Origin of the sequence: Bifidobacterium sp. UMB1197 (assembly GCF_030217745.1) — a bacterium.
GTDB classification, from domain to species: Bacteria; Actinomycetota; Actinomycetes; order Actinomycetales; family Bifidobacteriaceae; genus Bifidobacterium; species Bifidobacterium vaginale_B.
Genome location: NZ_JASOOL010000004.1, coordinates 73,511 through 93,431, shown reverse-complemented (window position 1 = coordinate 93,431; position 19,921 = coordinate 73,511). Strand labels below are relative to the sequence as shown.

11 protein-coding genes, 1 tRNA gene and 1 pseudogene are annotated in these 19,921 nt (G+C 45.2%); 4 read left to right on the top strand and 9 right to left on the bottom strand.

What is annotated here, in order from left to right:
- Positions 1–93: 93 nt before the first annotated feature.
- Together QP420_RS03680 and QP420_RS03675 are read right to left on the bottom strand one after the other, a co-directional pair.
- A pseudogene (locus QP420_RS03680) lies at positions 94–1,011 on the bottom strand (class C sortase); the annotation flags it as partial.
- Between the two features lie 209 nt (positions 1,012–1,220).
- Positions 1,221–3,026: a SpaH/EbpB family LPXTG-anchored major pilin gene (locus QP420_RS03675; RefSeq protein ID WP_060786554.1), complete on the bottom strand. Its 1,806-nt coding sequence runs from the start codon at positions 3,024–3,026 to the stop codon at positions 1,221–1,223.
- A 412-nt stretch (positions 3,027–3,438) separates the two neighbouring features.
- Here QP420_RS03675 and QP420_RS03670 point away from each other — a divergent pair, with 412 nt between their 5' ends.
- A complete protein-coding gene (locus QP420_RS03670; RefSeq protein ID WP_481616572.1) occupies positions 3,439–3,825 on the top strand; it encodes a hypothetical protein in 387 nt (128 codons plus the stop codon).
- A gap of 332 nt (positions 3,826–4,157) precedes the next feature.
- Entirely contained in the window at positions 4,158–5,408 is a 1,251-nt protein-coding gene (locus QP420_RS03665; protein WP_481616571.1) for a hypothetical protein, read from the top strand.
- 385 nt (positions 5,409–5,793) lie between these two features.
- Here QP420_RS03665 and QP420_RS03660 read toward each other — a convergent pair whose 3' ends face one another.
- From QP420_RS03660 to QP420_RS03640, 5 genes are all read right to left on the bottom strand, one after another.
- Positions 5,794–9,813 (bottom strand): DNA-directed RNA polymerase subunit beta', encoded by a 4,020-nt coding sequence (locus QP420_RS03660; RefSeq protein WP_060786555.1) that lies wholly within the window; start codon positions 9,811–9,813, stop codon positions 5,794–5,796.
- Between the two features lie 80 nt (positions 9,814–9,893).
- Positions 9,894–13,460, bottom strand: a complete 3,567-nt coding sequence (gene rpoB / locus QP420_RS03655) for a DNA-directed RNA polymerase subunit beta (RefSeq protein ID WP_481616570.1) — start codon at positions 13,458–13,460, stop codon at positions 9,894–9,896.
- A gap of 330 nt (positions 13,461–13,790) precedes the next feature.
- On the bottom strand, positions 13,791–14,564 hold the full coding sequence (locus QP420_RS03650; protein WP_481616569.1) for a peptide ABC transporter permease: 774 nt from the start codon (positions 14,562–14,564) through the stop codon (positions 13,791–13,793).
- Positions 14,565–14,638: 74 nt separating this feature from the next.
- Positions 14,639–15,292: a tRNA (cytidine(34)-2'-O)-methyltransferase gene (locus QP420_RS03645; protein WP_415696054.1), complete on the bottom strand. Its 654-nt coding sequence runs from the start codon at positions 15,290–15,292 to the stop codon at positions 14,639–14,641.
- A gap of 41 nt (positions 15,293–15,333) precedes the next feature.
- Positions 15,334–16,281, bottom strand: coding sequence for a DMT family transporter (locus QP420_RS03640; protein WP_481616568.1), 948 nt, complete (start codon positions 16,279–16,281; stop codon positions 15,334–15,336).
- A gap of 78 nt (positions 16,282–16,359) precedes the next feature.
- Between QP420_RS03640 and QP420_RS03635 the strand changes: the two genes are divergently transcribed.
- The gene (locus QP420_RS03635) at positions 16,360–17,103 is read left to right on the top strand and encodes a hypothetical protein (protein WP_481616598.1); all 744 of its coding nucleotides are present in this window, start codon (positions 16,360–16,362) and stop codon (positions 17,101–17,103) included.
- Between the two features lie 106 nt (positions 17,104–17,209).
- A tRNA-Ser gene (locus QP420_RS03630) sits at positions 17,210–17,294 on the top strand.
- A gap of 67 nt (positions 17,295–17,361) precedes the next feature.
- Here the strand turns inward: QP420_RS03630 and rfbB are convergent.
- Entirely contained in the window at positions 17,362–18,453 is a 1,092-nt protein-coding gene (gene rfbB / locus QP420_RS03625) for a dTDP-glucose 4,6-dehydratase (RefSeq protein ID WP_481616567.1), read from the bottom strand.
- 130 nt (positions 18,454–18,583) lie between these two features.
- On the bottom strand, positions 18,584–19,864 hold the full coding sequence (locus QP420_RS03620; RefSeq protein WP_481616566.1) for a UDP-galactopyranose/dTDP-fucopyranose mutase family protein: 1,281 nt from the start codon (positions 19,862–19,864) through the stop codon (positions 18,584–18,586).
- Between the last annotated feature and the right edge of the window lie 57 nt (positions 19,865–19,921).

The window sequence follows — 19,921 nt, the reverse complement described above, 5'->3', positions numbered from 1 at the left end:
ACGGAAGTTGCGAAGCTTTAACTTAAAATGCCCCAATTCAAAGCCAATTCCGTTAACACTATTCCTATAAATCAAATCTTTTTAAAGTTGAATCTTTTTCTTTTTCTTTTTAACTGGCAAACCAGCCCACCAGATGTAGCAAGCAACTAAGCACAAGCTAACTATGGCCCCAACTACCCACCACGGAAATCGCGGAACATCTGGCTTTTTGCCTTTAAGTGCCTGATCTGCAATTGGTGTTGGCACAATCCTTTGCCCTGTAACAAGAATTCTTTGTGTGTTTATACCTAACGGAGTGCAAGTAATCAAAGTAACAAGATCTTTGCCTGGCACAGCCGCAATCTTCTTCGTCTCATCGGGATTAACAACAATTTTTTCTATAACCTTGTAAGTAAAAATCTCACCAAAAACTTCAAAAGTAAAAGTGTCGCCTTTGTTGATTTCGTCTAGCCTAGTGAACATCTCTGCACTAGCCAAGCCACGATGACCCGTAACAACGGACCTTGTTCCAGGACCGCCAACTGGAAGAGACGTTCCGCGCAAATGACCAAGACCTTTAAGAAGCGTAGAATCCTCAGTGCCGTGGTACACAGGCAAATCTAGATCTATCTTCTTTATTCGCAAGCGAGCCATAAGCCCATCATTATTTGCTTTTAGCTGCTGCCAATAATCTTGCCTATTATCTGAAGTATCTCCATGAGACGTTGGAATATTAGTATTCGCTTCGTAAATTGCACCCACCGAAAGCTTGCGATTATAGTCGCGAGCGCGTGCAAGCTGCTCGTGTGGAGCTGGCACGGCGTTGGTTATTAGCTTTGCATATTGCGCAGCCACTTCCGACATGTGGTATTGGCTTAGCCACATTGCAGCATGCGGATATAAAAGCGAAGCAAACGACGCGGTTAGCAAAATAGATGGAATTATAGAAGCTCTTGAAAACTTCCATCCGCGCTTATCTCGCCGCTTGTGCTTAATTGCAATAATGCGATTTACGAATAAAACACTAGACATATATTGTTTGTAAGTCGGTTATAAGTTGTTTGTAAGTTGTTTAGACAAATCTGCAAATCCGTAAAGATGTGAATCTGCTAATCTGCACTAATTAAAAATAATCGAGATTTAACAAGATTAGTGCAAGCATTCACAAACTATGCGATTTAACTCACGTAATTCGTGAATACTTACACGATTAATCACAAAAACAAAGACAAATCTAGGATTTATGCCTCTTCTTGCTCCTTGCGGCGGCGAGTGATGATGTAGAACATCGTGCCACCCAAGCCAACAATGCCGCAAGCTGTAAGAAGAACCAGGCCGCGAGCACCGGTCATTGGCAGTGCGCCTATAATCTGGTCGAGACCTGTTGCCTTTGCGTTTGTAATTTCCTTAGTGTTATTAGTATCTGCTTGATCTGCGGTATCCGCTTTTAAAGCAACACATTGAGGAGTTGAATTAAGCAAATAACCAGCAGGAGCCTCAGTTTCAACTAAGCAATAAAGCTTAGTAGTTACAGCCTTATTGGTTTCGTTAGAATTGTAAACAAACAATCTTACTGAATCGGAACCATGTGAATTTCCACTGGTCTTTGTTTCCAAAGTTGAATTAATCTTTGTGCTGGCAATTTCTGTATTGCCATCGCCCTTAAGCGTAAATATGCCATTGTCTTTTTTCTCAGCAGACTTAATATCGTCAACATTTTTGTTGTCTGCCGTAACCTCATACACATCAAACTTAGCGTTATTCAACGGTTTCTTATTGGCACCTTGGCCATCAGAGAACTTTTTAACTGTTAAAGTACCAAAATGGGCAGTATCTTTAGTCTTATTAGTTTGGCACTCAGGGCGTTGATCTGTTGAAGTACATGGGTTATTATCGTCACCTTTACCAGTTGTCGAATCGTCAACAAAAGTATTAGCAACATTAGTTATATCTTTAACATCTTTTGCAACTTTTGTCTTAAGCTTGACCTCAAGTTTAACAATCTTTTTATCAGTTAGATGCTTACTATACTCAGCATAAGCCTTAGCAAGGCCACCAGTTGTTTCAGTATCTGTTAGCTTAAAATAAACCAATCCATCATTATGCGTTTCGGTATAGTGAGTGTTTAAATCTAATTTAACGTCTGTAACAGTAGTGTCTTTTTGGCCATTATCTTTATAAGTTACGAGATTTGCACTTTCAATACTATCGTATGTCAAACCAGTTTCTAGCTTATCTTTAAAACCAATCTTTTCATACTTACCGCCATTCTTAGGAGCGGAAAGAGGAATCGAAATAGTCCAAGTAATAGTTGTGTTATCTGTTAAATCATTAGTACTTGGCTTGCTGGCTGTTTTAGTTGGAAGTTCATTGCTCGTATCATTCTTTGGATATACATTCACATTATAAATCCAAGAATTATCAGATTCTTTAGGAAGAGGTGTTGTTACAAAGAATGGAGCAACACGCTTGGTAATGGAAACTTTTTGATTTTCAACAGTTGCACCATTTACATCAGTTTCTTCAATGTAGTAAAGACCCATTTGGAGGTTCTCAAACTTTGCCTCGCCCTGGTCGCTGGTAGTTTTTTCTTGTTTAGTAGTTTCATCTACCTCAAACTTTTTATTACTGCCGCTTATAAATTCAGAAGCTGTATGTTTATCGCCAGCAGAAACATCACTAAGTTTCTCAAGATCTTTAATCTTTAACCAATCTTCTGGTTTTGTAAGATCAATCTCTTTTGCAGCGCCACCATCAGCAGCCTTTTGCTTTACTCTCCATAGAGTAAACTTAACGCCTTTAATAGGCTTTCTTCCTTGAAGATCAGCTACTTTTTCACCATTGCCACGCGTAGTACCTGCAGGATTATTTTCATACTTGTGAATAGTAATAGACGTTTTACCATTTTCATTAGTATCAATATTCGCAGTATTGGCTCCATCATTCTGCGCCCATGCCGCCGTGCCTGCTACGCAACAAGCACCGAGTGTGCATACAGCAGCAAACACTGCTACAGTGCGTTTTAACGAGTTCGTATTTAAACGCATACTATTCCTCTCTTTTAAAGACAATATTCCATTGCCTTTTACTGGTATGTATTGTTTATAAAAGCGAGTCACAAGTGTGTGTCGTAGCAAACCGCATACAACGCTCTACAAAATCCACAACACTTAGCTTTTAGCGCACACCAACGCGCACCAAAACCTTAAACGCTCAGATGATATTACCATAGAAAATATTGCTAAAAGTTCACTTTTTATCTAATGAAAAGCTTAATACACTAAACTCCTGATACCCCCCCCAGGTATTAAAGCAATATCAACGTTTTTATATATTAAGATTTTTAATGCATGAAATTTTTTGTTAAAAATATCACAAAAAATTATTTATAAATCGGCGTGTCATACCCTACCTGTGTACCCTATTTTTCCTTGGAATAGAGCCTAAAAAAAAATAAGATTGGGCAAAAATAAACAAACGCAGGCAAATCAAATCAAATCGCATTTTGATAGCAAAAATGTCGATTTTGCAAAGAATCATCAAAATAAAATTGTCGATTTTGCAAAGAATGGCGGAATTCTTGTAATTTGCTCACGTCTTCGCTGTGGCGCTCAGGCAGGTAATCGTTCGCGCGCTACGCTATTCCTCACGGCTATTAGTAGCCGCTCGGCTGATTTGGCACATAAAGTCCACTGGACTTTACATTTGAGCGGCTCAGCGATCCGAATTACCTTTTCGTGCTACGCTTTAAGCGAAAAGTCAGGTCGTCGCGCCCGCGTTTGTTCCCTTTCACCCACGTTTGTTCCCAAAATCGTCAAATACGTAAACAAACACGGGCAAAAATAAACAAACACAAGAAAGTATTCCCGCGTTTGTTCCCTTTCACCCACGTTTGTTCCCAAAATTGGCAAAAACGTAAACAAACACGGGCAAAAATAAACAAACGCAGGCAAATCGAGAATAAACACCAAGCCAAATAAAGCCAAATAAATCAAAATTACATCCACACAAAATCAATTTTGTCAAGTCATATAAAAGAATGTGCATAAAGCATAGGCTTTAACCACATTGTAAAAAATATCTTGCAATAATAATTTCATAAAAATAACATCGTCAGCATGAATAACAGTAAATTATTATCTGACATTTTAAATGCTGAAAGTCACAACTCATGCTTGATGGCTTCATACACCAAGTGTCGTAAAAGTTTAAGAACATACTTAAAGTCCAACGATTTAGTTGAACCATATCGCGGACTTTATGCTCTAAGCAACTATTGGCAGCGACTCTCATACAAGGACAAGGTTATGCACATAGCCATCCCACTCACTCAAAAAATAAAGATTAAAGAATGGAAGTTCACTGGAGAAACTGCCGCCGCACTAAAGGGGTTTGAAGTCATCAAGCTATATAACAATCAGCCAAAGTCAATAAGCATACACGTATCTTGTGCATATGCTGACAAAAATTTGACCAATACTAGCGAAAAGTCTGCAAAAAAGATAGCTAGACGGCAGCTCAAACGCATACATCTTCCAGATATTGTTGAGGATGAGAATGGCATTAGGCTTGAAGAATGTTACAAAAGATGCAAGAAACAAAATTCACCAAAGACTTGTGATTTAAATGTAAAAACGTGCAAGCACACAAATGAAAGGAAAACCTCCACGTTCGGTCACATTAAAACAATGGAGGAAGACGCAATGTCCCATGTCGCGAGTATTTACAACACGCTATTTGTTGAAGCATGGACTAAGCCATTTAGAATCGCACTACCAACCTTTGATTCCGCTTCTCAAAAAGGCGAGAATCTAGAGAAAATTTACAACGTATGTAGTGAGTTTTACGGCTTTGCGCGCTATCAGTGTAATGCGTCACAATTGCAAGACGACCCGTATCTTAGAAAAATCTACAACCCTTATTTTTCAAACATTGATTACACTGACGCCTTATCTCGATTGAAACTTTTATGCAATTTTGCATCAGATAAAAGCGAAAATGCAGGCGAATCTTTGGCTCGAGCAACAATTATTGAACTTGGGTTTATTGTGCCTCAAATCCAATATGAATTCCCGAACAATAAAAACCCAAATTACCCATTACGCGCAGATTTTGCATGGAATGTCAATGGAAATCTTATAGTCGGAGAATTTGATGGTACCGATAAGTATTTGATTGAATGTGGGAAAAGTTCTGTTTGCAATATTAGTCAAGAATCTTCTAAAAATACTATTATCACTGACCTTCATGAAAAAAATATGCTGCTTCAATACGACCGCGATGCCGTACGAAAAGAACGCGATAGGGAGAGATACCTATATGACTGCGGAGTAAGCAAAATCGTTCGATTCGACTTTGCGGAAGTCATTAATCCACAAAAACTCGAGCAGAAGCTAGCTTCGGCAGGAATTCCCAAGGCTTATAAATAAGATAAATAAGATAAATAAGATAAATAAGATAAATAAGATAAATAAGATAAATAAGATAAATAAGAGTGTACTTGCGCAGTAACCGTTTTAAGCGCTACTGCAAATCAATTCCCCGCGTTTGTTCCCTTTTACCCACGTTTGTTCCCAAAATAGGCCAAAACGTAAACAAACACGGGCAAAAATAAACAAACACAGGAAAGTATTCCCACGTTTGTTTACCAAAACACCAAAAATGGGAACAAACACGGGCAAAAATAAACAAACACAGGAAAGTAAAACGTACTCAAAAACAAAAAGCCGCTGCAAGATGCGTAAAACAACTTGCAACGGCTAATCGAAGCGGATTTGCTTAATTAAGCAATCACATGATTACTCAATCACCCGATTACTCAATGTCATCGTCGTAATCACTCTGACCACCCTGATCATCAAGGTAATCATCTGGGTTAAATTCATCGCCGAGCTTCATATCTCCAAAATCAATGTTGGAGAAGTCAACATCCGCCATGTCGCTTTCACCGAAGTTCGATGGAGTGCTATTTGCCCCAGTCATAGCCAGGTTTGGATACATAGCGTCACGAACTTCTGGATCCGCAAACACGTCCGCATTACGGTAACGAGCCAAACCAGTACCAGCTGGAATGAGCTTACCAATAATCACGTTCTCCTTTAGACCCTTAAGATCATCTTCCTTCTGGCTCAAGGCGGCCTCAGTAAGAACTCGAGTGGTCTCCTGGAAGGATGCGGCAGAAAGCCAAGAATCCGTAGCCAAAGAAGCCTTGGTAATACCCATAAGCTCTGGTCGGCCAGCAGCAGGCTTACCGCCATTCTTAACGGCAGCCAAGTTTGCTTCGCGGAACTTTGCCTGATCCACAAGCTCGCCTGGAAGAAGCTCAGTGTCTCCAGAATCAATCACCGTAATACGGCGAAGCATCTGGTGAACAATAACCTCAATGTGCTTGTCGTGAATATCAACGCCCTGAGAGCGGTAAACGTTGTGAACTTCTTCCACAATATTCACCTGAGCAGCACGCGGACCAAGGATTCGCAAAATCTTCTTAGGATCCACAGAACCCTCAATCAGCTGCGTGCCAACCTCAACGTGGTCGCCATCTTTAACAAGCATTGGAGCGCGGCGAGTTACTGGATAAACGATTGGATCCACGGTTGTATCGTCTGGAGTCAAAGTGACCTGACGGCCGTGATCCGTATCTTCTACCTTTACAACGCCTGGGAACTCTGCGATTGGAGCCTCGCCCTTAGGTGTACGAGCCTCAAAAAGCTCGGTAACACGAGGAAGACCCTGCGTAATATCGCTTGCAGAAGCAACGCCACCAGAGTGGAAGGAACGAAGCGTAAGCTGCGTACCAGGCTCACCAATGGACTGTGCTGCAACAATACCAACAGCCTCACCAACATCCACGAGTCGGCTTGTAGCCAAAGACCAGCCATAGCACTTTGCGCAAACGCCGCGCTTAGATTCGCAAGTAAGCACGGAGCGAGCCTTAACTTCTTCAACGCCGTGCGCAACCAAGCTACGCAAAACGTCCATAGAAAGCGCGTCTCCACACTTTGCCAAAACGGTAGTGCCGTCTGCTGGATCCAGCACGTCTGCGGCAAGCAATCGCGAGTATGGGCCACCATCGGCAGCCTTAACAAGCGTCAAATTGCCATTTTCGTCGCGGTCTGCAATCTTCATAACAAGGCCACGCTTAGTGCCGCAATCTTCTTCGCGAACAATAACTTCCTGCGAAACGTCCACAAGACGACGAGTCAAGTAACCAGATTCTGCTGTACGAAGTGCGGTATCCGCCAAACCCTTACGAGCGCCGTGCTGCGAGATGAAGTACTCCAACACGGAAAGGCCATCGCGGTAGTTTGACTTAACAGGACGAGGAATAATCTCACCCTTAGGATTTGCCACCAAGCCTCGCATACCAGCAATCTGACGAATCTGCATCCAGTTACCACGCGCGCCAGACTGAACCATAATGTTCACGTTGTTGTCGTCGTGGAAGTTCTCGCGCATTGCGTCTGCAACCTTATCGGTGCATTCGGTCCACAAGTTAATCAACTCTTGACGACGCTCTTCGTCTGTAAGAAGACCCATATCGTACTGGGAGTTGATCTTTGCAGCCTGATCTTCGTAATCTTGCGCAATCTGCTCGCGATTTGGAGGAAGCACAATATCCGAGAATGCCATTGTAACGCCCGACCAAGGTGCGCGCGTAAAGCCAAGATCCTTCAAAGCATCGAGGCTTGCGGCAACCTGAGCGGTGGAATAGCGCGTAGCAATGTCGTCAACAATCTTAGAAAGAACACCCTTTGGAACCTGCTGGTTTACAAACGGATAATCCTCTGGAAGAGTGCTATTAAACAGCACGCGACCGCAAGACGTTGCAAACAGAACAGTTCCATCCTTAAAGCGCTCTTCACGCACAACATCTGGGCTGCCTGGCTCTGGGTCTACAACCTTAAGATCGCTAGGCTGCCAATCCTTTGGCAAAACAAAGTCTTCTGGCACGCGGATTAACACCTTTGCCTGCATGTCAATCTCATGCTTGTCCAGCGCCATTTGCGCCTCGGCAAGCGAGGAGAAGATTCGGCCTTGACCCTTTGCGCCGTCAATTACGGTAGACAAGTAGTACAAGCCCAAAATCATATCCTGAGATGGCATTGTAACGGTGTGACCATCTGCTGGCTTTAGGATGTTGTCGGATGCCATCATCAAGCTGCGAGCTTCTGCCTGAGCTTCGGCGGAAAGTGGCAGATGCACTGCCATCTGGTCACCATCGAAGTCGGCGTTAAACGCGGCGCAAGCAAGTGGCGGCAAATGAATTGCCTTACCTTCAACCAAAATTGGCTCAAATGCCTGAATACCCAAGCGGTGAAGCGTAGGTGCGCGGTTAAGAAGAACAGGATGCTCGGAAATGACTTCCTCGAGCACGCCCCAAACCTCGGAATCTCCGCGATCCACAAGGCGCTTGGCGCTCTTCATATTCTGCGCAAATCCCTGATCCACCAAACGCTTAATAACGAATGGCTTAAACAGCTCCAACGCCATTGGCTTAGGCAAACCGCACTGATGCATGCGAAGGCTTGGACCAACAACGATTACGGAACGGCCAGAATAATCAACTCGCTTACCGAGCAAGTTCTGGCGGAATCGACCCTGCTTACCCTTAAGCATGTCGGAAAGCGACTTTAATGGCCTGTTGGATGCGCCAGTTACTGGGCGGCCACGGCGACCGTTGTCGAAGAGCGAATCAACAGCTTCCTGAAGCATGCGCTTTTCGTTATTAAGCATGATTTCAGGAGCGCCAAGCTCAATCAACCTCTTCAAACGATTGTTACGGTTGATTACGCGGCGATACAAATCGTTTAAATCGGATGTTGCAAAGCGGCCACCATCAAGCTGAACCATTGGTCGCAAGTCTGGTGGAATTACTGGAATAACGTCCAAAACCATTGCTTCTGGCTTGTTTCCAGTAGTCAAGAACGCGTTCACAACCTTAAGTCGCTTCAAAGCGCGCGCCTTGCGCTGACCAGTACCATTGTCGATTTCTTCGCGAAGTTCTACAGCAGCAGACTTAAGATCGAAGTCTTGCAAGCGCTTCTTAATTGCTTCTGCGCCCATGCAGCCTTCAAAGTAGTCGCCATAGCGATCTTCCATCTCTCGCCAAAGATCAACGTCGCCTTCCATATCTCCTGCGCGCAAGCTCTTAAAGCGATCGAACACTGCGTTCAAACGCTGAATCTGCTCATCGTAGCGGGTGCGGATAGCGGCCATTTCGCGCTCAGCTCCAGCACGCAACTTAGACTTTGCGTTGCCCTTTGCCTCGCCCGATTCTTCTAGCTCGTGAAGATCTTCTTCTACCTTCTTTGCGCGCGCATCAATCTCGTTGTCGCGGCGCTTGCGAAGATTGCCGATTTCAGTATCGAACTCGTCTTGCAAGTCTGGAAGATCCTGGTGACGCTGCTCTTCATCTACCTTAGTAACCATGTAGGCTGCAAAGTAAATAACCTTTTCCAAGTCTTTTGGAGCAATGTCGAGCAAATATCCCAAGCGGCTTGGCACACCCTTGAAGAACCAAATGTGTGTTACAGGAGCCGCAAGCTCAATATGACCCATGCGTTCGCGGCGAACGCGGCTGCGTGTAACTTCCACGCCGCATCGCTCGCACACGATTCCCTTAAAGCGCACGCGCTTATACTTGCCGCACGCACACTCCCAATCGCGAGTAGGACCAAAAATCTGCTCACCGAACAGACCATCCTTCTCTGGCTTAAGGGTACGGTAATTAATGGTTTCTGGCTTCTTAACTTCGCCGTGGCTCCAGCTACGGATGTCTTCGGCGGTGGCCAGTCCAATCCTCAGTTTGTCAAATGCGTTGACGTCCAGCACTATTATCGTCCTGTCTCATGAAATTGTTTTTCTAAGTTTCTTAAAGTGATTAGTGATTAAGTGATTTCTAATCACTTGTATCACTGGTATTCAGGTTCTTGAATAACTTGGTCTTCTTTGGCAGACGAATCTGGTCGCGCACCAATATTAAAGCCCAAATTTTCAGAAGACGACACCGGATCATCATCTTCATCCTTCATGTCGATTGCCACTCCTTCGGAGTTAAGCACCTCAACATTTAAGGAGAGCGACTGCATTTCCTTGAGCAACACCTTAAAGGACTCAGGAATACCAGCAGGTGGAAGATTATCGCCCTTAACAATAGCGCCATACACGCGCACGCGACCGTCAACGTCATCAGACTTTGTGGTCATCATTTCGTGCAATGTGTACGCAGCACCATAAGCCTCAAGGGCCCACACTTCCATCTCACCAAAGCGCTGGCCGCCGAACTGAGCCTTACCACCCAACGGCTGCTGGGTAATCATGGAGTAAGGACCAGTGGAACGAGCGTGAATCTTATCATCAACCAAGTGATGCAGCTTCAAGATGTACATGTAGCCAACGGAAATTGGCTTAGGGAATGGCTCACCAGTGCGGCCGTCAAACAGCGTTGCCTTACCGTCGGAACCAACAAGCTTGTTGCCGTCGCGGTCTGCAAGCGTAGTGCTCAAAAGACCCTTCAAGGTTTCTGGGCGCACGCCGTCGAACACTGGGGTTGCAACAGGAGTGCATGGATCGCCGTGCTCGGCGCCTTGCGGCACGTACTTCTTCCAAGCGGCCTCAAGGTCTGGATCCAAATTAATATCCCAACCAGCGTGAGCAATCCAACCCAAGTGAAGCTCGAGCACCTGGCCCAAGTTCATTCGAGAAGGCACACCCAACGGGTTAAGCATAATGTCTACTGGAGTACCATCAGCCAAGAATGGCATATCTTCTTCTGGCAAAATGCGGGAAATAACACCCTTGTTGCCGTGACGACCAGAAAGCTTATCGCCCTGCGTAATCTTGCGATGCTGAGCAATGTACACGCGAATCATCTGGTTTACGCCGTTTGGAAGCTCATCGCCATCGTCTTCAGCGTCTTCACGAGTGATTTCCTTAACAGCAATCACGGTACCAGTTTCGCCGTGAGGCACACGAAGCGAAGTGTCTCGAACTTCGCGGCTCTTTTCGCCAAAGATTGCACGAAGCAAGCGCTCTTCTGGAGTAAGCTCGGTCTCACCCTTAGGTGTTACCTTACCAACCAAAATGTCGCCAGCTTCTACCTCGGCACCAATGCGAATAATACCGCGCTCGTCGAGGTTTGCAATAGCGTCTTCACCAACGTTTGGAAGGTCGCGAGTAATCTCTTCGGCACCAAGCTTGGTCTCTCGTGCATCAATCTCGTACTCTTCAATGTGAATCGAAGAAAGAGTATCGTCTTGCACGAGTCGCTGAGAGATAATCACAGCATCCTCGTAGTTGTAGCCGTTCCAAGGCATAAACGCAACGAGCAAATTCTTGCCGAGTGCAAGCTCACCCTTGTCTGTTGCAGGGCCATCAGCCAAAACAGTTCCTGCTTCCACGCGCTCACCATCTTTAATAAGCGGCACCTGGTTGTAGCAAGTAGTCTGGTTGGAACGCTGGAACTTAGAAAGCTTGTAGCTAGACTGAGTTCCGTCATCGTTCATAACGCGAATAATATCCGCAGAAACGTAGGTTGCAACGCCTGGCTTTTCGGAAAGAATCACGTCTCCAGAATCAACTGCAGCACGCCATTCGGAACCCGTACCAACAAGTGGACGCTCCGACTTAATAAGAGGCACGGCCTGGCGCTGCATGTTGGTACCCATCAAAGCACGGTGGCCTTCATCGTGCTCCAAGAATGGAATCAAGCTTGCGCCAAGGGAAACCATCTGACGTGGGGAAACATCCATGTAGTCAACAGTGCTAACAGGCACATCGACTGCTTCTTCTTCGTCAACACGAGCAAGAGCCTGAGTGCCAACAAAGTTGCCATTTTCGTCGAGTTCCTGGTTTGCCTGAGCAATAACGTGCTCGGCTTCGCGATCTGCAGTCATGTATTCGACTTCGTTAGTCACATGACCATTAACAACCTTGCGATAAGGCGTTTCAATAAAGCCGAATGGGTTGATGCGACCAAAGGTTGCAAGCGAACCGATAAGACCAATGTTTGGACCTTCTGGGGATTCGATTGGGCACATACGACCAAAGTGGGATGGGTGCACGTCTCGAACTTCCATAGATGCGCGGTCTCTAGAAAGACCACCAGGACCAAGAGCCGAAAGACGACGCTTGTTTGTAACGCCTGCCAAAGGATTGTTTTGATCCATAAACTGGCTAAGCTGGGAAGTTCCGAAGAACTCCTTAATCGTAGCGTTAACTGGTCGAATGTTAATCAACGACTGTGGTGTAATCGCCTCAGCGTCTTGCGTTGTCATGCGCTCACGCACAACGCGCTCCATGCGGCTTAAGCCAGTACGAATCTGATTCTGTACAAGCTCGCCAACCTGGCGGATTCGGCGGTTTCCAAAGTGATCAATATCGTCCACGTCTACACGCAACTGCACATCTTCACCATCGCGCTTGCCTGGGAAGGTCTTCTCTCCCGAGTGCAAAGTGACCAAATACTTGATTGTGGCGATAATATCTTCGCGATTCAAGCTGCGATCGTTGTAATCCGCTTCCAAACCAAGCTTGCGATTAATCTTGTAGCGACCAACGCGTGCCAAATCGTAGCGCTTTGTGTTGAAGTAGAAGGATTCAAGCAAATTGCGACCCGCGTCGGCAGTTGCGGTATCTGCTGGACGAATCTTTCTGTACAAATCTGTAAGAGCATCGTCTTGAGTATCGATTGGCTCTTTTTCTAGAGCGTCGAGAACAAGAGGATATCCCTGGAATGCTTCGGCAATTTCTGGCTTAGTCATGCCGATTGCCATTAAGAATACGATTGCAGACTGCTTGCGCTTGCGATCTACGCGCACGCCAAGAACATCGCGCTTATCAATCTCGAACTCAAGCCACGCGCCGCGACTTGGAATGATTTTTGCGCCAAAAACGTCTTTATCGGAAGTGCGATCTTGCGTGCGATCGAAGTACACGCCTGGGGAACGCACAAGCTGAGACACGATTACGCGCTCAGTGCCGCCAATAATGAATGTGCCGTGCGGGGTTTGCAGCGGAAAATCACCCATAAAAACAGTCTGGCTCTTAATCTCGCCAGTTTCGCCGTTTTCAAACTCTGCATTTACATACAAAGGAGCGGAATATGTGTAATCCTTCTCTTTGCACTCAAGCACAGTGTGACGTGGCTCTTCAAAATATGGATCCGAGAATGTGAGGCTCATTGTCTCAGCAAAATTCTCGATTGGAGAAATCTCTTGGAACACTTCTTCTAGACCAGAGACGTGTGGCACAGTGTGAGTGCCATTTGCCTCATCTTCTTCGACGCGCTTCTTCCAACGCTCGGAGCCGATCAGCCAGTCAAAGCTGTCGGTTTGCACACCGAGGAGGTATGGCACATCGATTGGCTCACAAATGGAGCCGAAATTCACACGATCCGACGCTTTGTGCAACTTAATGCTGTGCTCGTCGGCACGTGCGATGACTTTGGTGGTGTTCGTCGTAGCTTGTTCAGCAGCCAATGGACGTTCCTTTATCGCTAGCTAGTTTTCTTAATCCTTGGGAGCTTTAGAAAATCGCGGCAAACGCGCTTAAAATCAACGATTTTGTGTTTGCGGGCGCCTTCTTCGGTTCCTTGAGTATGCCCGCTATATGACACACCGTGTACAAAGAGTTAATTTTACCCCTCTGCTTCGACTTTTTAACGCCATTTGCGCGAGCGATTTTTCCCGATTTTGTAGCTCGACACGCCGATTTGAACAACATTCTCGGGAAGTTTTTCCCGATTTTGTTGTTAATTTTGCCGTTTTGAGCAACATTTTCGGGAAAATTTTACGCCATTTATGCAGGCACTAGCGAACAGAAATAACCACGGGATTGCTTTGCAACCCTGCTACATCTTCATGCTCGATTTGCGCAACATACGTTCCGCGCGAAACCTTAGGCAAATCGGCATCATCTAGGCAATTTTGGCCAGTAGGAGTGCCAATCGTAGCGTTAGCGTTCCAAATAAACTTTTTATCGTACGAATCGCCTTTTGCCATCAGTAACGGCTTGAGCGGTATTTCGCACACGTCTGAACGCCATTGCGGATCCACTTTTTGAGGCGGCTTTTTTTCATTAGACTTATTTGACTTATCCGACTTATCTGTCTTCTCCGACTTATCCGACTTTTTGTCGCCAGAAGAATGGCCATTTTGCGCAACATCGCGCGCAGCACTATCTCCAATGGTCAACACCATTCTTCCACTCGAAGCGTCAATCCTGCACGAATCGTCGCCTTCGTAAACAACGTGAGCGTTAAACTCTAAAGTTCCACCCATAGGAACCGCCTGAGATGCAGCAGATAGCTCAATTCTAACGTCTTTTGCGCTGCATTTTTTTATGATTCCAACAGGCCTTGGATCTGGCACAAGTTGTTTAGATAGCGTAACGTCTGAATGCTTGTTTATAGCGGTTCCGATTGCGCTGATGCCTTTAAAAATGCTGACTATACAAAAGATGCAGAATGCTAAAACAGCCAGCAACCCCACGCAAACTACGATTCTACGGCGAATGTACATGCGGCGTCGCGCAGCACTAATCCTCCGCTTCGGTTTACGTTTTAACACAGGCATATTAACCATTGTAATGCATGAGTAGTTTTAAGACTATTTTTGGCTATTTTTTGCCATTTTTGTCTACTTTTGACTACTTTTGACTACTTTCCGCCCTCAAATCCAAGCTGACGCCACGCCTCATAAATGGCGATTGACGCGCAATTTGTAAGATTTAGGCTTCTAAGCGAAGGTCGCATTGGCAAGCGAACCTGTTCCGCCACATGCGGTCCTGCCATAATATCCATTGGATCTGGAATATCTCCTGGCTCTGGCCCAAAAAGCAGAATATCGTTCGGCTTATACTCAATATCTGTGTAAAGTTTTGTGGCGTTTGCAGTAAACGCGATTATGCGAGAATTTGGCATTGACTCAACAAGGCTTTCAAAATTCGGGTGCATAACAACGTGTGCCATATCGTGATAATCAAGACCTGCGCGGCGAAGCTTTGTATCTTGAAGATTAAATCCAAGCGGCTCTACAAGATGCAAAATGGTGCCCGTTACCGCGCAAAGGCGAATCGCAGAGCCTGTGTTTCCTGGGATTCTAGGCGAATAGAAGCACAAGTGCGGAGTTTGAGTTTGCGCAGTGCTTGCATCTTGCGCGCTTAGCATGGCATCCATAACGCTGATTGGATTTCCGTGCGCGTCTGTTACAAGCTCGTCTGGGCCGTAGTTTGACTTTCGGTAGCCGTACTCATACATCTGCTCTACGCGATTGACTGGGTTTTGTGAATCTGGGTTTTGTGCATCTTGCATACTTTTATCTTCTTTACTTGCATCTTGCATATTCGTCATAATCACCTCAATAAAATCATCATAATAAAAATAAGCGCAAATCCTGCAAAATCAGCCCACGAGAACACAGCTCCCGTAAACACAACAGCCGTGATTGCAGCCATAACAGGCTCGCTCGCGCCCAAAAGTGTTCCGCGCACAGATCCAACTCGCATAACGCCAGCTAGAAACATCCAATACGCTCCAAAGGTGCCGCCAACAATCGTAAAAGTAAACAGCAAATACGCGCGCAAATCCAAAGGCGGCATGGTTTGCCATGGCTTCACAAATGGCAGCATAATAAGACCTGCGATTATAAACGTGATTCCGTTTACAGTAAGATTTCCCCATTTTGCAATCAATTTGACTGGCATAATCGCAAGCGCCGCCGTACTTGCAGCATCTGCCAATCCCCACAAAAGTCCCATCAAAGGCAGTGAAAGCGAGCTAAAATTGCCCCCCGTTGCCATAAGCGCGGTTCCTGCAAATGCAAGCAAAACACCAATGTTTTCGCGCAAAGTCGGAGTTCTTTTTGACCGCAAACACACGTAAACGAGCACAAAAAGTAGATTGAGGCTTTGAAGAACTGTAGCTGTTCCAGAGTTAGTCCAGTCGATTGTAAAAAGATAGGCCACTTGCGTTAAAAGTACACACACAATACCTGTTACGACTAGCATTGGCCATGATTTTTTTGTGCTTAATGCGCCAACGAGTTGCTTGCGATTAACCATTGCAGCAACGATTACAAAAAGCACGCCTGCAGCAAGCTGACGAACGCACGCGATTTGCAATGGGCTTACAAGGTATTGCGACATTAGAATCTTAGAAACAGTGGCATTTGTGCCCCAAAGCGCGCCGCCCAGTATTGTGAGGATTATGCCAATCATCATTGTGCGCGGGCTATGATCAACCGCAGGATTTGGTTTTTTAGGTTTTATTTTTTGGATATTCTTTACAAAACCAACATCCATGCTAAACACCTTCTAATAATCCCGTATTCGCTATAATCCCATATTTGCGCGCAACTGCAGCAATTTACGCAAATCAACATGCGTAAATCAACATGCGTAAATCGCTTCCCATATGAAAAATCTACACTATCACATAATCAACAACACGCACATAATCAACAACACGCAATTGCAAAAACGTTACAAATGTCGCTCGCGCACTACGCTTCTCAAGCGAAAAGGCAGATCGGAGCGCACGCGTTTGTTCCCTTTATCCCGCGTTTGTTCCCTTTTACCCGCGTTTGTTCCCTTTTTGGCCAATTTGGGAAACAAAAGCAAGAAAAAAGAAACAAAAGCAAGGAGATTGCTCGCGCGCTACGCTTTAAGCGAAAAGGCAGATCGGAGCGCACGCGTTTGTTCCCTTTATCCCACGTTTGTTCCCTTTTCAGCCAATTTGGGAAACAAAAGCAAGAAAAAAGAAACAAAAGCAAGAAAGACATTCGTTCATCATCCTGCGTTTGTTCCCTTTATCCCACGTTTGTTCCCTTTTTGGTCAATTTGGGAAACAAAAGCAAGAAAAAAGAAACAAAAGCAAGAACGCCGCCCACGCACTACGCTTCTCAAGCGAAAAGGCAGGTCCTATCGTTCGCGCGGTATAAGCGCGCTAACGTCTTCGCCGCACGTAAAGTCCACTGGACTTTACGTTTGAGCGGCTCAGCGAATCGAGGTGTATCGCTCGCGCGTTACAGCGCGCTCACGTCCTCGCTTGCGTTGAAAGCACACTGTGCTTTCAACCTTAAGCAAGCTCAGCGCTCCGAATTGCCTTTTCGCGCTACGCTTTAAGCGAAAAGGCAGGTCGTCGCGCAACGCGCGATTTTGCATTATCCGCACACTATGTTATCTTATTTAAGTTGTCTTTCGTTATGCGCTTTAGCACAATGATTGACGTGGAGAATTCGCCTAGTGGTCTATGGCGCACGCTTGGAAAGCGTGTTGGTGTAACAGCCTCACGAGTTCGAATCTCGTATTCTCCGCAAGTAGGGTTTCTAGCCAATCGCTAGAAGCCCTTTTTTCATGCCGATTACCCGATTACCCCGCATCTCAATGCCCAGAAGCGGCGTAATGCTGCTCAACCTGGTTTTTTATTGGCTCCCACAAATCAACGTTTGCAGCATACCAGTCAATTGTCTCTTGTAAATTCTGCCGCATATCTAAATGCTTAGCGCTCCACCCAAGTTGCGTGCGTATTTTAGATGCATCAAGCGCATAACGCTTATCTTCCCCAGGTCGCTCATTAACATTCATTATGCACAACTCAGTCTTACCCATTATTGTTAGCAACATTTTTAACAGATTTATATTATTCATCTCGCACTGCGCTCCAATAATGTATGTTTCACAAATTGTTCCACGAACCAGCACTTGCCAAATCGCATCGCAATTATCTTCAACATAAATCCAATCTCGCACAGAATCGCCTTTACCATAAAGTTTTACAGGCATATTGCAGATTATGTTTGTAATTTGACGAGGAATAAACTTTTCAATATGCTGACGAGGGCCATAATTATTGCCACTGTTAGAAATAGTTGCTCTCAATCCATACGTTCTGCACCATGCGCGAACTAAATGATCACTAGCTGCTTTACTTGCAGAATATGGGCTTGATGGCCTGTACGGACTATTTTCGTTAAAACGCTCGCGACTATTTAGCGGCAAATCTCCATACACTTCGTCTGTGCTTACATGATGAAAACGAATATCATATTTTCGAGCAGAATTAAGCAACACGTATGTGCCATAAATGTTTGTACTCATAAAAGGATCAAAGTATTCAATCGCATTATCGTTGTGTGATTCTGCAGCAAAATGCACAATCGCATCTATTGCAGGCAAAGCATTACCTGAATCAGTTTTATGCAAAGAACAAGGATTAAGCAATTGATCAACTAAATTAGAATCACGAACATCGCCATGAATAAAAGCATAACGATTGTTTTTAAAATCACTAGGCAGCTCGCGCAAATTATTTATATTGCCAGCATATGTAAGTGAATCAAGCACGCTAACAGCAACATCTGGATGATATTTTGCAATATAATGCACAAAATTTGATCCTATAAATCCAGCACCGCCTGTAACCAGTATGTGCGACGGGCAAAATTCATTATGCTCTTTACTGTTGGCACACATTTCCACAACACCTTTTGACCAAATTTAAACTTTAAATCAACAATAAGCCTAATAAAATCACCTTTTATTATTACAGTAAATACACCACGCAGCTAAAGTAATCCCATCGTCGATTTTGCAACAGTTACTGTTAATTGGCAGAAGAATCAAGCAAAGGCGCAACTTGCGATTCGTAAGCGTTTAACGCCATGTCAATTACGTTGTGCATGTCGTAGTAGCTGTACGTACCAAGCCTTCCGCCAAAAACAGTGCGCGTCTCCGCCGCCGCAAGCTGTGCATAGCGCGCATACAAGGCTTTATCTTCCTCGGTGTTTACAGGATAATAAGGCTCATCCTCGCGAGTTGCAGCGCGCGAATACTCCTGCCAAACAACAGTTTCCCCAGCTTTAACGCTTTTGCCTGGCACAAAATCAGCTTCACCACTAGTCTCGCCAGCATCGCAGCCAGCATCGCAGCCAACTTCCCCACGCTCTGGATTAAAGTTCTTAAACTCAATCGCGCGCGTAAACGGAACATCTGCATCTGAATAATTCATAACTGGGCAGCCAAAGTGGTCGTTCTCTTTATAACGCACTTCTTTAAAATCAACGGTACGCCACTTTAACTCGCCAAGCGCGTAGTCAAAATACCTATCAACCGGCCCCGTATAAACCACTGGTACTCCAGCTTCGGCCAGCGCGCGCTTGTTAAACGGCTGCGATTCGTTGAAAAAGTCCACGCCAAGCGAAACATGAATTAGCGGATTATCAATCATTCGCTGCATCCAAGCTGTATATCCGTCCGCTGGTAATCCTTCCCAAGTGTCTTTAAAATAGCGATTATTGTAGTTAAATCGCACAGGCAAGCGCTTAATAATTCCAGCAGGCAGCTTAGAAGGATCCGTTTGCCACTGTTTTGCCGTGTAATTCTTAATAAACGCCTCGTAAAGCGGACGCCCAATTAGGCTAATACCCTTATCGTTTAGATTTTGCGGGTCTTTGCCAGCCAGCTCACCCGCCTGGCTTTCAATAAGCGCCTTTGCTTCTTCTGGCGTGTAGTGCGCGTGGAAGAACTGATTAATTGTACCTAAGTTGATTGGCAGCGGGTAAACTTCGCCGTCATGCGTTGCATAAACGCGATGCACGTAGTTAGTAAAAGACGTAAAACGATTCACATAATCCCACACGCGCTTGTTGCTGGTGTGGAAAAGATGCGCGCCGTACTTGTGAATTTCAATTCCCGTGCTCTTGTCAAAATACGAGTAAGCGTTGCCGCCAATGTGATTACGCACGTCAATAATTTCAACGCGAGCGCCAGCGTGTTCTGCTGCCTGCTGCGCCACGGTTAGGCCAAATAAGCCTGCACCAACCACCACTAAATCTGGGTATTCTTGCGACTTTGCATTAGACTTTGCATTATTATTTTCGCTCATTTTGCTTTCCTGTACGTTGCTTTCCTGTACGTTGCTTTCCTGTACGTTGCTTTCCTG